Origin of the sequence: Lactiplantibacillus sp. 30.2.29, assembly GCF_018991255.1 — a bacterium.
In the GTDB taxonomy this organism is placed as follows: domain Bacteria; phylum Bacillota; class Bacilli; order Lactobacillales; family Lactobacillaceae; genus Lactiplantibacillus; species Lactiplantibacillus pentosus.
Genome location: NZ_JAGYGU010000021.1, coordinates 13891 through 29502 on the forward strand (window position 1 = coordinate 13891; position 15612 = coordinate 29502).

The window sequence follows — 15612 nt, forward strand, 5'->3', positions numbered from 1 at the left end:
ACTAATCATCCATTTCGTGTAAGCCTTTTCTAACCCTTAGATTACCGGTATTAGCCGCAAAGTACAAGGCTTTTTTCATTAAAACGCGCCACCGCCAGAACCGCCACCAAAGCCACCGGAACTCCCGCCAGAGAAGCCCCCAGAACCACCGGATGGCGAACTCGCACTACCGGAAGCATCCAAGGCGCCACTAAAGCTGTCGTTGATGGCACCAGACAGGTCAAAGTCCACCCCGCCGTAACCGTAAAACAGTGGGTAGTAAATCAGCATCCCAGTCGCCAGCGCTTCCGTGCCAAAATCAATGGCTAACTGCTTGGTGACTTGGTTGGCCAGTCCAAAGGCAGCCGCATAGGGTAACAATTGCTCCCATAAAATCAAGTCACCAACTTCGGCTGTATTGAAATGACCGATGTCTTTGAGCATCCGCCGCAAGCCGTTAATCTGGTTGCGCAATGCCAACCCTTCATCAGTATTGATGGCAATGCGTTTGCGCTGAACAAGCCAGCTGACCCAGAAAATAATGGCCGCTAGCACCGCAAGCCCGGCCATGATCATCGCGACAGTGGCACTGACAAATCCGCCGGCCACTGTCGCCAGCCCACCCAAAATTGTGACCACGACTGCCGCTGTCAACCAGCGATTCCGAATCTGATAGTTATTTTCGTCTTGATAGTTAGCAACCGCCTGATTGATTTCACGTTGCCACTTGCTGAACCACTTGCCGAGCCGTCCAGCTTTGTCTCGTTTGCCATACTTTTTAAGGTCGGTCAGTTTGAAGTGACCGTCGACTGCGACTTTGTCAAAACAATGCGCTAGAAATGAGTTCGTAACTGGTTTTAACTGGGTCAACTGCACATCTGGGCGCCGCTTCCCTTCAAGCGTCTCAATCGTAAGTTCCCGCTCAGCCGCTGCACGTAAAATTTCAGCCGTCAAGGCATCCGTATTCGGTGATTTTTGTGCCCATAGTGATTCCGCAACAGCCGGCGTCACCGGTGGCACCTCAAACGAGTGATTGATTGGAATCGGCTGCTGATGACGCTTGGCCGGGTGGCGCACAAACCACCAACTATAACCGCCGATCGCTACTAGCCACGCAACGACCGCGACACCAAAAGCCACCTGTCTAATCAGCCGATTACGCCGCCGTTTAGCATTAGCTTCCTGCGCCAACTTGGCTTCTTGCTGCTGCACGGCCGCCTTGCGCTTGGTCGTTTCCGTCCGCGCATTGGCGCTGGTGACCGTCGTTGGAAATAGAAGATGACTTTCAACAAACTGGTTGGCCGGATTGTGTTTCAACGTCATCGTGACCCGCCCAGCCTGGCGATTGACCGTCGTCTGTCCGCTCAACGGACCATGTGTCCATGCTTGCAAGGCCTGCACGTTTTTAGCCGGCAACTGAATCACGATTTTGACATTTTCTAATGGCACGTCCCAGCCGCTACCAATGACTTTCCAGTTCAATTCCGCCGTATCGGCATAGTTTGTGACGACGCCTTGCAGTTGGTAGCGATAAACCACCCGCAAGCGGTCCCCATCTTGTACCGACCGATAGAGTTTGACCCGCATCTGCTTGGTGTTTTGCGTTAGTTCATAAGTATTATTATTCTCAAGATTACCAGCACTGGCCGGAATCACCATGCCACCGTTTAGTTGCGTGGTGACCTTTTGCAGCTTGGCGCCCTGAATGCCCCGTAAATCCTGAACATTGAAGACCCCGTGATAGTCATCATCAAATTGATAATTGACCGTCTGTGTCACGTTCGCACTGCCATCACGTTGAATCGCCACGTTAACTTGATACTGATTGATATCGTAATCCGCCGACGCCGGCAAGGCTAAGCTCGCCCACCAGCAGAGTCCCACCAGAAATCCCAGCAGGGCCAACCAGTTGACTCGTCCCTTTTTCCACATACACTTCACCCCATATCCCCATTTAATGATTAGCCTAAGTGTATCATACTCGCCGCCAGTCCGGGTAGCTGACAATTGCGGCGCTTTTTTAGGCAAAACGAGACTTTTGTTGTAGCATGGAAAGTGACATGAAGGGAGACGTGCACGATGCCACAAACAACGTTACCGACCCACATTCAAGTGTGGGGCGCACACGTCAATAATTTAAAAAATCTCGATATTGATATTCCACTGAACGAATTCGTTGCGATCACCGGCCGGAGTGGCTCCGGTAAGTCATCACTCGCAATGGGCGTGCTCTATGCAGAGGGGGCCCGCCGTTACTTAAATGCGCTTTCAACCTTTACGCGCCGGCGAATCAATCAAGTCGGCAAAGCCAGTGTCGATTCCGTACAATACCTGCCATCCGCACTAGCGTTACGCCAACGGCCTCAGGTGCCAGGCGTCCGTTCAACGGTCGGCACGATGTCAGAAAGCCTGAACATTCTCCGTTTGGCCTTCTCACGACTTAGTTCAACCGTTTGTCCCAATGGGCACCGGATGCCGCCAACGCTGGATGTCGCCGAAAATGACGGCTATGTCACCTGTCCGACCTGTGGCGTTGAATTTCGGGCACCTGGCGCTGAAGACTTTGCCTTTAATTCAGCGGGGGCCTGCCCAACGTGCGGTGGCTTAGGCCAAGTGCGTCAAATCGATCCATCGCTGATTATCGCTGATGAGAACCAGACGATTGAGGAAGGCGCTGTTGCTTCTTGGCACCTCCCCGGCCGTAATTTTATGCCGATCGTTGCCCGCGAGATTGGGATTCCCATCGATATCCCCTACAAGGACCTCAGTGCCAGCGATAAGGAACGCGTCTTACACGGCCCGAAGCAAACGGTCGCCATTAATATTCCGAGTTCTAAGGGTAAGATTTTCCATATGGACAACGCGGTGTATGAGAACGCCTTTGCCGCCGTCGAAGACAGTATGGCAACGACCAAAAACGAACGCGCCATCACCCGGCTGAATCGCTTCTACAAGTTCGATACTTGTCCGGATTGCCACGGGTCCCGGTTCAATCCCCAACTCCTGAAGCAAGAATTGAATGGTGAAAATATCGCAACAGTCAGCGACATGACCGTTGCTGACCTGCACCAGTTCGCAGGCACGATCGTCCCCTGGCTACCCGCTAAAATGCACCATCTGGGACAATCACTGGTTGACGAATTGTTACTAAGCCTGCAGCCGATGGAAGAACTGGGCCTGGATTACCTAACACTCAGTCGGCCCGGCGCGACCCTCTCAACTGGTGAATTGCAACGGATTCAGCTTGGGCGGACCTTGCGAAGTGCGACGACCGGCGTCTTGTACGTCCTCGATGAGCCTTCCGTCGGGCTGCATCCCGCCAACGTCGACGGCTTGATCAAAGCATTCCGCGGCTTAGTCGCCCAAGGTAACTCAGTCGTTGTCGTGGACCATGACACCAGTATTATTAGTGCGGCCGACGATGTCATCGAAATCGGTCCAGGCGCCGGCAAACACGGTGGTACGGTTGTTGGTCAGGGTACCGTGGCCGCTATCAAACAGGATTCGAATTCCTTGATCGCACCGTTTCTCAATGGTAGCGTGCAACTGCGCGAGCGGCCGGTGCTCACGGACAAGGCCCTCTGGCAAAAAGGCGCGCTTTCAATTGAGGTCGCCCATCACTTTAACATCCAGGACATCACGGCGCGGATTCCTAAGAACCGTTTCACGACTGTCACGGGGATGAGTGGTGCCGGCAAAACCACGCTGGTCTTGGATAGTTTGATTCCTGCATTGACTGCCAGCGCGCAGAAACACCCACTGCCAGCGCACGTCAAGACGTTTGATGCCAATCATATTCGCCACGTTGTCACGGTCGACTCGGTCCCGGTTGGGAAAAACGTCCGCTCAACCGTTGCGACGTATACCAATATTTTGGACCAGTTACGCAAGCTATTTGCGGCCACCCCGGCAGCGCAAGACCACGGCTGGACGGCCAGTCAATTCTCCTACAACGTGGCTGCCGGCGCTTGCCCAACCTGTGGCGGAACCGGCCAGATTTCACTCGACGTCCAGTATTTACCAGACATCACTGAAGTTTGTCCACAATGTCACGGCAAACGCTACAATAAGCAAACGTTGACGGTAAAATGGCATGACTATTCGATTGCCGACATCCTCGATATGTCCGTGGACGAAGCGCTCCCCGTCTTTGAAAACCAGACCGCCATCGAAAACACGCTCCAGATTCTGCATGACATGGGACTCGGCTACCTGTTGTTAGGTGAAAGTACGCCAGCACTCTCTGGTGGTGAAGCTCAGCGACTTAAGCTGACCTCCCGGATTGGCAAACGTCAGGCCGGAACCCTGTTTGTCTTCGACGAACCTTCCGTGGGCCTGCACCCCTTGGATATTCAACAACTGGTCAAAGTCTTCAACCAACTGATTCAACAGGGCGCCACGGTCATTGCCATCGAGCATGACCTGGACGTCATCGCCAACGCCGATTACGTGATCGACATGGGCCCCGCTGGTGGTATCAATGGCGGAAACATTGTCGCCACTGGGACACCGGTTGCGGTTAGTGAAAATTCCGATAGTGTGACTGGAAAATACTTGAAGGCCCATCTGGCGTTATTTCGGAAATAACTTAACGGCGTGGATGTAGCGGGCATTGAAGTGATGACCCTGCCTGGCAGCTCAACTGGTTTCACGATTGTTGTCGCGGTTAGGCTATTCCGGCAATTAACGACAATTTAATATTGAAAAAGCAGTTCAATAATAATAAGCGTGCCATCTCGAAACTTGTCATAAGTTCGAGATGGCACGCTTATTGACTTTACCGGTCGATTATTCAGTTGACCTGAATAAACTTAAATTGACGCGAATCGATGTGCATAAATCGCCCAAACGAATGCCACCAAGCACAGACCAATCGCCAGCAGACAGGAGGCGTTGGTCCCAACCAAGTTGTATAACAAGACGATTCCGACACTGCCGACCGGTGCCGCCAACGTAACGATCGAACTAATTGTGCCGAAAAATGATCCGGTCAATTCCGGTTCAACCTCCCGCATCATAATCGCAAACATCTTCGGGTCTAGTTTGCCACTAATAAAGCCCACCGCAAACATTCCGACTAAAATCAAAGTGAGTCGCGGCCACCACAACAAAATGGTATAAGTCAGCGCTGGCGCCAGGATTGCGACCAACAACAATTGATATAATGAGCAACGGTCAAACCAGGTCGTTTTGGTCACACCGCCCAACACGTTGCCGGCAATCAACACGATGTTGACTAACAAAATCGCCACCGAATAGCTGACGTGCAGTTGGGGTGCTAGACTGATGAATTTCAAATTCAAAATGGCGTCGAGACTCATCGTGGCCACGTTTAAAATCATTAAATTAGCGAGATAACTCACCGCGTCCATCCCAGTCACGTTGCGCATGACACGCTGGATTACCGGCCAGACGGGCAACTGCTGCGGTGACGTGACCATCGTTTCGGTCGTTTTGATCGTCGTGCGACCAATCAATAAACAGCCTGCTGCCAGAATGAAAGTCAGCGCGTTGATTATCCCAGCAAGTGCATAGTTGTGGCTTTGGGCAATAATCAGGACCCCCAGCGTCTGCCCCAAGGGTTCAATTAGCGTCCCCACACTGGAATTAACGCCTATCACTTGTTGCCGGCTGGCAGGTGCAATGCGCGCTTGAATCACAATTGTCAGTAGATTACCACCATAGCGACCGAGCACGTCGGAAACAAAATTAATCACAACTACGACGTAAAATACCCAAGCCGTCTCCTGATTGATAATACGTGCCAAAATCAAGTACAGCCCCGCTTGAACCAGTTTGGTGCTGATCAGCCAATTCGTTTTCTTTTGCGTCTGGTCAGCAAACCGCCCCGTCAGTCCACCGAAGACATATGGCACCACCGTTGCGACCGAGACGACGGAGACGAACCAGTGAGGATTTGAGAATCCTTTCGCATAGGTCAGCAGGATAATATTGAACAGGCTCACGCCCAGCGTCGTGAAAAAATTGGCGCTCAGAATTGTTTGCAACGTCCGATTTCGTAATAATAATTGAATCATGTTGATCACCGCCATTAAATTAATAGCCTTAGCTTACCCTGCTGCAGCGTGGTACAATCAACAAGTAGGTTGCATATATGCCACATAAAGGAGATTGCGATGGCGACAATTGGCGAAACGATTCATCAGATTCGGTTAACAAAGGGTCTTACACAGCAGGAAGTCTATAGCGGCATCATCTCACGTTCGTTTGCCTCCCGGTTTGAATCCGGTGCAAATGACATCGGCGCTAGCAAGTTATTTGCGATTTTAGATAACCTGGCCATCTCAGCTGACGAGTTACGGTTTATTCACCAGAATTATCAGCTGTCGCCTTATGAACAGGCTTTGGCGACGATTCAGCAGGCCTATCGCGCCCAAAACTTTCCTGCGATGGCCGACTGGATACGTGACCATCAACATAGCGACCGCGCTTACGAACAGCTAGTCGCGAGTTACGCCAGCATTCTATTACAGACCTATGATCATCGCTCAATTCCCCTCACTTCGGCCACTCGCCCAGCGTTTGACCATTTGCGGCAAGCTAAGACTTGGACCCGTCAGGAATTGAAATTAATCCAGTTACTGGTACCAATCGTCGCCACTGTCGAAGGGCTGCCGGCATTAACACCGCTCACCACTAAAATGGTGACTAATTGCACTCGCTATCAAACGACTTGGGGTGACCCTTTCCACGTTCTAAATGATTTAATTGCCTATTATGGCGCCTGCTTTCAAGTCCAACTGAACTTTCATGATTTTGACGCAGCCCGTGAACTACGAGCCAAGCTCACGGCCATTTCCAGTCAGCAACTCAATTGGGATGGCCGTCTCGACCAGCAATTTTGGCTCGGAATTTGGGCGTTATACTTTGGCGACTGGCAGGCCGGTAATACGCTACTAGATGAAATCTTTGCCCTCGAAGCGCGTCACCAGCCGCGAATCGACAACACTATATTCGCAATTCGGCGTGTCCGAACACAACAGGCACGGGCCTATCGCGAGGAACACACTTAAAATAGAGATGAATAATCAAAACGACGTCTCACTAACACTGCTGTTCGTAGTGTTGGCGGGACGTCGTTATTTAGATTGTAAGACTTTAGATTTTTATAGCGGTGTTATTTCTAGCATTATTAATGGTTTTTGAATTCTCCACACATTAAACGCCAAATACTTACCATCACACCGACTTATTCTGATTCAAATGCGGCAACGCCAAGAAAATCGCCAAACCAATGACGAATAAAATGCTCAACGAGGCTGCACCAATCGTCGATTTACCAGTCATTTGGGTCACGATACCGACCAAGACTGGTCCCATGACGGCTGAAAACTTACCTAAAATATTGTAGAAACCAAAGAATTCGCTACCGCTAGTCTTTGGAATCAACCGGCCAAAGTAGGAACGGCTGAGGGCTTGAATCCCACCCTGACTCGTTCCAACCAATACGGCCAAAATCCAAAAATCAGTGGCAGTCGTTAAGCGCAAGGCGTATAAGCAAATTCCCAAGTAAATGAGAATGCCTAACAAAATCCCGGCTCGAGTCGACGTTTTGTTGGCCAACCAGCCGTACAGTAGCGAGAATGGGAAAGCGACCAACTGAACGACCAACAATACTAGCATCAGCGTAGTCGTCGTGATTCCCATGTCCATCCCAATTGAGGTCGCCATGGTGAAAATCGTATCGACGCCATCAATATAGAAGAAGTACGCCACCAAGAACCAGGCGGCGGCCCGATAATTGCGGATATGCTTCAAAGTCGACCATACTCGCTGAAAACTAGACCGTACTGGATGGGCACTCGGCGCTAAGGCGTATTTTTGATGGACAGTTCTAAGCAATGGCACGTAGAAGATAATCCACCAGACCGCGGCGAGCACGAAACTACTGCGGGCCACGCCGTAACTGGAAAGTAGGCCAAAGCCACTCGTGAGTTGGAGGACTAAGAACAAGATAAAGGCGAGCACCCCACCGAGGTAGCCGAAGCCATAGCCGTACGATGACAGGCGGTCCATCTGGTCATTCGGTGCGACATCCGTCAGAAAACTATCGTAGAACAGATTACCACCCGAATAGCCAATGATTGACAGGATATAAATGCCTAACAACCACTTCCAGGCACTGGTCGGCGCGACACTTAAACCAAGTGTCATCACCATGCCGAGCGTGGAAAAGATGTTCAACATCCGTTTCTTCGCATGCGGATAGTCTGCTAACGCCCCCAGCACCGGCGCTAAAATCGAGACCAATAACGTCCCGATACTGTTGGCATAGCCCCAATACGCCGTCGCGTTGGCGGGTGTGACCCCGTTACTCTGGGCAACCGCCTTAAAGTAAACGGGCAGGACCGCCGTTGTGACAATGATTCCGTAGCCGGAGTTGGCCCAATCATAGAAGATCCAACTCCACTGCTGCTTATTAAATTTCATCTATTTTACTCCTTGAAAATGTCGAGTTGTTGACCAGGCATTGGTCCTGCAAACTGTAAGCCGAGCAACTTGGCAAAGGTCGGTGCTTCATCAACCAAGTTAGCTGAATCAATCGTGGCGCCCGCCTTGACAGCCGGTCCGTTGAATAACAGCGTCGTTTGATAATCTGGCTTGGTTGGATCGTAGCCGTGAACCCCGTGATAGCGGTCGGGTTGGCCCAACGTATCGGGATGGACTGGTTCGACCACGAGTGGCCGGCGACTTTCATCCGTGAAGTAGTAGCCTTCCTTAGCCTCCACCATCAACGCGCACGCTGGGTCAGCCCCACGTTGCGCCGCTTCTGCACCCGTAATGATGGTTTCGACGCCTTCGACTTGACTGACTAACGAACGCAATTCATCCAATTCGTCAAAACCAGGCCGGGTATAAATGTAGGTCGAGCCATCCGCCGTCTTCGCCATGACCTGCCAATCGTTTTCAAAGGTTTGGTCCTGACGAGGCGTCAGCCAGCCGCGCTGCGCGAAGAGCGTGTTCAAATGAATCATGTGATCGACGTTGATTTGATAATGGTCGCCTAAGATGACAAAGTTGGTGTCTTCAAACGTCCCGGCACGCTTGGTGGCTTCAATCAGCATACCGACATGCCGGTCCAACCGTTGAAGGGCCGCCATTGCTTCTTTAGAACGCACCCCATAGCGATGGCGCATACTGTCCATGTCGACTAAGTGAATCATCGTGAGGTTTGGCCGTTTGTTGGTCAGCGTGTCGACCGCACAAGCCGTAATAAATTCATCCAATTGTGGCTGCTTGATACCATTCCGCAAGTGCCCGTATTTATGGTTCATTTCTAGTAAGAACAGTGGCGAACTCGCTTTGAGTGAGACGAGCACCTGGTTGGTCCAGATCCGGTTTGGGAATATTTCAGCGAGGTTGTATGTAATCTTGCTTCCCGCCGTGACTGGCCATAAAAACGCGGCCGTTGTTAGTTTTTGCTGCCGCGCTAAGTCATATAATGTCGGCACCTGCACGTCTTTTTGATACCAGTACCAATCAGGCGAGCGGCGCGTTGGTTGTAATTTCGTATTATTGACGATTCCATGCACATTGGGGTACTGACCCGTAATAATCGTGGTATGTGACGGATAAGTCAGTGTCGGATAAATCCCAGTCACTGATTTAACCCACGTACCCCCAGTCATTAGGCGATTCAAAACGGGCAGTTCTGCTTGATGCTCGCGCAAATCCCGAAAACCCAAGGCATCCAAGGAAATAATCACAAGGTGTTGATTAGTTGCCATCTACTATCGCTCCTCTTTATAAGCTTATTCGTATTATTATACCGCAGAACATTAATTCGTGTCAGGGGCGTTGACAAAAAGAGCGCCCGACCAGACAGTCTCCTGTCGCCGGGCGCTGCTACCGTCAAAATGTGCCTGCTAAAGCATTAAAATGTGCCTGCTAAAATATCGCGTTCTTGCAACCAAGCTAAGGCCAATTCTGGCCACTGAGCGGCTTGCGCATTCAAATACTTGGTCTTACCTGGTTTCTGAGTCACGTGGTTAGCTAGTGCCAACCCATGAATCCCGCTACTAAATAGATGGTACGCAGTCGGGATCTGGTGTGCGAGCAAGGCTTGCACGTACGCCAGTGAATTTTGCGGTGGCACTAGTTCATCGGTGACCGTTTGCCAGACAAACGCAGGTTTGCTAGTCGCCGTCACTAATTGCTGAGCCGCCCACAATTGCCGATCAGTCGTAATTTGTTCTCGCTCAGCCGCAGTCGTTGGAAAACCAGCTTGTAGGTCAATCACTGGATAGCCGAGAATCACGGCGGCATGGTGCCCGGCATACTGATCTAGCTGATACTGGGCGCGCAGTTCCGGTTGTGTCGCGACCCCATTAAACGTCGCCACCACGTGTCCGCCAGCCGAAAAGCCGGCGAGTACGATGCGCTGCGTGTCGATATGATGCTGGGTCGCCTGCTGGGTCACCCAATCGATAGTTGCGGCTAATTGCTGTAATGCCGCGGGATAAACAGTCTGATGCCCCGCAATCAGTTGATAGTTCAACACGATGGCGTGCATGCCGGCTGCCACCATCCGCGCCGCAATCGGTGCTTCCTCACGTCCAGAATGGTACGTAAACCCACCACCTGGACATATGATCATCAGCGGATAATCCACGGCTGTTTCAAAATCACTGATTTGGTCTAGCCAATAGGCCGTGACTTGAAACGGCTGCTGAGCCGCATTCAATGTTTGTTGTTCGATTTGCATGTTCCCCATCCCCCTCGTACTGACCACAACTTGTGTTCGCTTACATTATATGGGGCATTTGCATGACTGTCAATTTATATTCGAATAAATATCAATATTTATTCGGTTATTTACACCAAAAGGATAATTATTTGGTATAATTAAATTAATCACAAACAGAACGAAGGTGCTTGTATGGCTAACGCATCATTTAATGAAATCTATCAAGCTCTAAAGGAACGAATTCTCACGGGACGCTATAGTGTCAAAATGCGGCTACCGATTGAAGATGAATTGATTGAAGAATTCCACAGCAGTCGCTATGCCGTCCGCAAGGCGATCGCACAGTTGGCCGCTGACGGCTTAGTGTACTCCGTCAAGGGCCGCGGTGTTGTCTTACTGGAACACACGCCCCAAACGCAGCAGTTTAATCTGGCCCTAAATAATTTGAACGGGCTACAAAGTCTGAATGCCGAGCGTCATTTGGATTACCGGACGGACGTGGTCAGCTTCCAACGGCGGATCGTCGACCAAGCGCTCAGTGCCCAGACGGCGTTCGAAGTTGGTATTCCAGTCTACGCCATTCAACGGGTTCGAGTCGTTGATGGCGTCCGGGCCGTCCTCGATATCAACTACTTTAATGCCCAACGCATCCCCGAGTTGACCCAGGAAATCGCTGAACAGTCGATTTATCGTCACTTTCAAAAAAACGGACTCAAAATTGCCGTAGTTAAGCGGATGTTACGGGTCGAAACGGCAACCCCACTCGACTATCAGTTGCTCGCACTCGGTACGAATAATTGTGTCGGCAACATGATCAGCATTGCGTTCAACGACCAGGGCCGCCAGATCGAATACACCGAATCCCACTTTATTCCGAACGAATTTAACTTCAATGAATTAATTCGTAATTGAACCTTACCAACTGACAAATCCGCAGGTCAATCACTGACCTGCGGATTTTCTTTGACCCCATTGACTTTAGACCATCTCGAATTTGTCGGCAGTCAGGTTCGAAATAGATTTCAATATAATTGCGAAATATATTCGAATAAAAGTTGACTAATTCTCAAGAGTCTTTATAATAATTATCATAAATACTAATGGGGGTTAGTATTTAGACCACGTTTCACTGGTGGCGCATTTGGGGTCAAAGGATTAGGTCGGTCATGGAGTAGAGAAAATTGAGCGTCACTAGACCAATTTGGTTTAGTGACATTTTTTTGACAAAAATACGGCTGATAATGCCATTTATTTCTGCATTATCAGCCGTATCTATTCAGGTTCTCTGTCACTGGTTGTTGGTTATCAAGTCAAAACTTGATGACTGGCAGCAGCGATTCTAGTACCACGATTCACTTATTTCAATTAGTTTTGCCGTTTGCGTCGACTGGCATACGCGCCTAGCATTAACGTGCTTGCCAAGGCAATTCCAGCTAAAGAAATGGCTTGATTCGACGTTTCACTCGTTTGTGGCAGCGACTTGCCTTGTGCCACTGCTAAAGCCGCCGCAACTTTGGTCCGAAGTGCTTGCAACTCTGCAACTAACGCTGAATTGTGATGGGCTTTCGCTTGTGCAATCGCCTGATCGATCAAGTTCAGTAGGGTCTCTTCGTCATTGATTTGGTCGCCAGTGACCGCTTCTTTTTGGACTTCTTCGAATGCCGTTTCTAGTTCCTCAACGGTTTCGTCAGTGACCCAGCCAGCATCGATTTCATTTTCAACTTCATCGACGATTTGATCGACAATTTCATCAGGTTCTACGCCCGCTTCAATCTCGTCTTCGATTTCATCCTCAAATTCTTCTTCCGCTTCTTCGGCTTCAGCCTCATCGTCGATTTCATCAAAATCAGGCATTTCAACGTCAATGATTGGATGTTCTGGCTTCTGATACTCAACTTCGTCTGGCGCCTCTTCGTCCGGTTCTTCAGGCTCCTCGACTGGTTCTTCTTCATCAGGCGTCTCTTCGTCTGGAACTTCAGGTTCTTCGACTGGCGTTTCTTCGTCAGGCTCGGCTTCTTCTTCATCTTCATCAAAGTTTGGCATTTCAACATCTAACGTCGGATGAACTGGTTTTTGAAATTCTGGTTCTTCCGGCTCATTAGGTTCTGGTTCATTAGGCTCCGGCTCGTTCGTGCCAGGTTCTTCTGGCTCACTAGGTTCAGGTTCATTCGGTTCCGGCTCGTTCGTGCCTGGTTCTTCCGGATCAATAGGCGCTGGGCCGCCTGGTTCAACAGGTTCTGGGTCCTCCGGTTCAGTAGGGTCCGGTTCGTCCGTGTCAGGATCATTTTCATTATCAACATTATCCTGGAGGTCCCAACGGTGGGTTTCTGCTTTAACATTGACTTTGTTGGCAATCAGATTACCATCGATATTTTGATTGGCATCAATTTCCGCGGCGGGTGCTAAGATACTGCCTTGGAATGGCCGGTCCACACTGATAACGCCGGTAGCCAATTTGTCACTAGCCGTCGAATCATAGAAGTTCCAGAGTAAGTGATTATCCCCAAAGTCTTCCGTTTCCTGGTTATTCAGTTCCGTGCCGTCATCGTAAATAATCTTGATTTGCGAATTGACTTGATAATTGGTGCTGCCGGCCGTATCAACGTTAATAATGACTGTATTACCGTCAGGATCCGCCGATAAGCCCTTGATCGTCAGCGGTGTGCTCGTATTGAGAACATCCGCGGATAAGTTGATGACGATATGGCCGTCAGCGTCCGGTTCCATACCCGTGACGTCGATGACCCGCTGATTCATATCATCAAAACTATCGTTAGAATAAGTAGCTTCTGGAGTTTGTTCACTCAAACTGGCACTGAGTTTTTCCAGCTTGGCAAATTCCGCGTCAAAATCAATATAGACGTTGCCATCTTTATCTTGATACACTTCAGACGCCAGCAAATGGTCGATATAAACGCCGTTGACCATTGGCCGATTAGGATTGGAGACATCGATATCGATATTTTCGCCAAAGATGACCTTATTACTACGAGTTTCACCAGCCGAGACAAACGAACTACCGGCAATGTTGGTGATATTTTGAATGTAAGAAATATCCTTATCCAACAATTCTTCAATGATATTCGTCCCAAAGTTAACGTTGCCGACTAGGTTTTGAACCGCAATATTCCCATTAGTGTGCGCGTGCAGTTCCGCTTCGCGAGCAAAAATGTGAAATTGTGACGAGACCCCGAGCATGTTATGTAAATCAGGATAGTCGTCCGTGACATTGCCACCATCCGCCACCGCATCATTGGCCTGCGTCACAGCCTGGCTAAGCGTCGTCGCAACGGTTTGCGCACTAACCATTTGAGCAGTCGTCTTGGCTGAATTCGTGGTAGCGGTTGTATCATTAGTATCCGTGCTGGTCTCAGCGGCAGTGGTATCGGTGGTTGCCGTTACTGCACTGGCTGTATCAGTGTCCGTCGTTGCGGCTTTTGCATTGTTACTATCAGTGCTGGTCGTATCGTCAGAATCTGCGCTAGTCGACGATTTGGTCGCGTCAGTATCCGTGCTAGCCTTGGCAGCCGTGGTCGTGGCCGTCGCATCGGCAGCCGTTGTCTTAGTCGTCGATTTGTCCGCCGTATCAGCTTGCTTAGTAGTCCCCGCTACTGACTGGGTCGTCTGCGAGGTTGTTGACGAAGCATCAGTCGTGCCGCTGACCACTTTTTGGCTGTCAGATGACGAGCTCGCCGTCGTTTGCGTCGCATCATCGTCAGTTGTTGCGGTTTGAGACGCCGTATCGGTGCTTGTTGCTTGATCTGACTTGCTAGTATCAGTCGTCGCGTCAGACGCAACCGTCGTCTTCAACGTTTGGCTTTGATTGTTCACTGACTTATCAGTCGTCGCACTGGTTGTGGCTGCAGCGGCCGTATCAGTGTTGGCCGTGGTTGAATCCGCCCGCGCCCCAAGCGTTGTGAGTCCTAATGTTAAGACCGTCGCACAGGCAAATACCCACCGACGGCCAATCTTATACATCTTAAAATGTGTTTGTTTACGTTCCATCGTGAACCCCACCTAATTTCTTTAATTAGTTATCCTTTAATTCAAACTCTATTTTCACGCTATTGTACACAACATTCAACCATTTATATAATTTATTTTATATTGCAGTATAAATAGTCAAGGTGTTAACATAACCACTACACTTACTACCGCTGATAACACTGGCTTAACGGCGTTATTACTACTTTAATAACGGCTAACAAATATGAGATTATGACAATAAGCCGATAAGAATCACATCATTTAATGAGCAGTTCAAATGTAACCCCACTGATTCCAACGACAACCTCATGCACGTCTGTTCATCAATTAGACGCTCCCCTCAAAAAAGGCATCATAAAAGACCAGCTGCTAGGCAACTGGTCTTCGTTAATTTAATCAGCCACGTACTGGCCAACCACTGTCAAATTATTCAATACTTTACGACCGTGTGGGGATTTCGTGTCAATGACCGTTGTTAATTCTTGACCGGCAAGATTACCATGATGCTTACCACCGGCCCATGCTGCAACCCCCGTTACATCATAAACAACACCATCAACCGCCACATATGCGGGTTGACCATCTTGACCATTATATTTGGATAATTCAGTCTGGTTAAATGTCATAGCGCTCATCCGAATCACTCCTTCACAGTTTATCTTCATGATAAGCTGGACTGCCAAGTAAAAGCAAGCGATTCGCCTTTAACCAAACTTTCGTACATTCATTAGGTTTATACGCGACGTTAAACCACTGCCCAGGTCGTTATACCCCCATAACCACCTGAGTAACATTGGCCCTAACCTTTGACCGTCGTAATTCTAGAAACCGAACTGTTGCCTGAACGGGCGTCAATCACGACCGTCCCAGTTCAGTTTGTTAAATAGCAGCTGTGCAGATAAGTCTACCAAAACTTAGTCGCTGACCAATGACTGCTA

General features: G+C 49.7%; 10 protein-coding genes. 3 read left to right on the plus strand and 7 right to left on the minus strand.

The genetic code is table 11. The annotated features are described in order from the left end of the window. Nucleotides 1-78 precede the first annotated feature (78 nt). On the minus strand, nucleotides 79-1911 hold the full coding sequence (locus KGF65_RS11745) for a DUF2207 domain-containing protein (protein WP_101872950.1): 1833 nt from the start codon (nucleotides 1909-1911) through the stop codon (nucleotides 79-81). Nucleotides 1912-2058: 147 nt separating this feature from the next. Here KGF65_RS11745 and KGF65_RS11750 point away from each other — a divergent pair, with 147 nt between their 5' ends. After that, a complete protein-coding gene (locus KGF65_RS11750; RefSeq protein ID WP_216748543.1) occupies nucleotides 2059-4566 on the plus strand; it encodes an excinuclease ABC subunit UvrA in 2508 nt (835 codons plus the stop codon). 224 nt (nucleotides 4567-4790) lie between these two features. Here the strand turns inward: KGF65_RS11750 and KGF65_RS11755 are convergent, their stop codons facing one another. Beyond that, nucleotides 4791-6017 carry an MFS transporter gene (locus KGF65_RS11755; RefSeq protein ID WP_101874286.1) on the minus strand — a complete coding sequence of 409 codons (1227 nt, stop codon included), beginning with the start codon at nucleotides 6015-6017 and terminating at the stop codon, nucleotides 4791-4793. Between the two features lie 99 nt (nucleotides 6018-6116). Between KGF65_RS11755 and KGF65_RS11760 the strand changes: the two genes are divergently transcribed. Next, on the plus strand, nucleotides 6117-7013 hold the full coding sequence (locus KGF65_RS11760) for a helix-turn-helix domain-containing protein (protein WP_122211072.1): 897 nt from the start codon (nucleotides 6117-6119) through the stop codon (nucleotides 7011-7013). 166 nt (nucleotides 7014-7179) lie between these two features. Here KGF65_RS11760 and KGF65_RS11765 read toward each other — a convergent pair whose 3' ends face one another. The 3 genes from KGF65_RS11765 to KGF65_RS11775 form a co-directional block, all read right to left on the minus strand. After that, nucleotides 7180-8430, minus strand: a complete 1251-nt coding sequence (locus KGF65_RS11765; RefSeq protein WP_105924153.1) for an MFS transporter — start codon at nucleotides 8428-8430, stop codon at nucleotides 7180-7182. Between the two features lie 5 nt (nucleotides 8431-8435). Beyond that, complete coding sequence (locus KGF65_RS11770; RefSeq protein WP_050340397.1) at nucleotides 8436-9728, minus strand: alkaline phosphatase family protein; 1293 nt, start codon at nucleotides 9726-9728, stop codon at nucleotides 8436-8438. 146 nt (nucleotides 9729-9874) lie between these two features. Further along, nucleotides 9875-10705 carry an alpha/beta hydrolase gene (locus KGF65_RS11775; protein WP_105924154.1) on the minus strand — a complete coding sequence of 277 codons (831 nt, stop codon included), beginning with the start codon at nucleotides 10703-10705 and terminating at the stop codon, nucleotides 9875-9877. Between the two features lie 174 nt (nucleotides 10706-10879). Here KGF65_RS11775 and KGF65_RS11780 point away from each other — a divergent pair, with 174 nt between their 5' ends. Beyond that, the gene (locus KGF65_RS11780) at nucleotides 10880-11599 is read left to right on the plus strand and encodes a UTRA domain-containing protein (protein WP_101872945.1); all 720 of its coding nucleotides are present in this window, start codon (nucleotides 10880-10882) and stop codon (nucleotides 11597-11599) included. A 453-nt stretch (nucleotides 11600-12052) separates the two neighbouring features. Here KGF65_RS11780 and KGF65_RS11785 read toward each other — a convergent pair whose 3' ends face one another. Both KGF65_RS11785 and KGF65_RS11790 read right to left on the minus strand, forming a co-directional pair. Then, a complete protein-coding gene (locus KGF65_RS11785) occupies nucleotides 12053-14692 on the minus strand; it encodes a collagen-binding domain-containing protein (protein WP_216748544.1) in 2640 nt (879 codons plus the stop codon). Nucleotides 14693-15066: 374 nt separating this feature from the next. Continuing rightward, complete coding sequence (locus KGF65_RS11790) at nucleotides 15067-15309, minus strand: cytochrome b5 domain-containing protein (protein WP_065674859.1); 243 nt, start codon at nucleotides 15307-15309, stop codon at nucleotides 15067-15069. Between the last annotated feature and the right edge of the window lie 303 nt (nucleotides 15310-15612).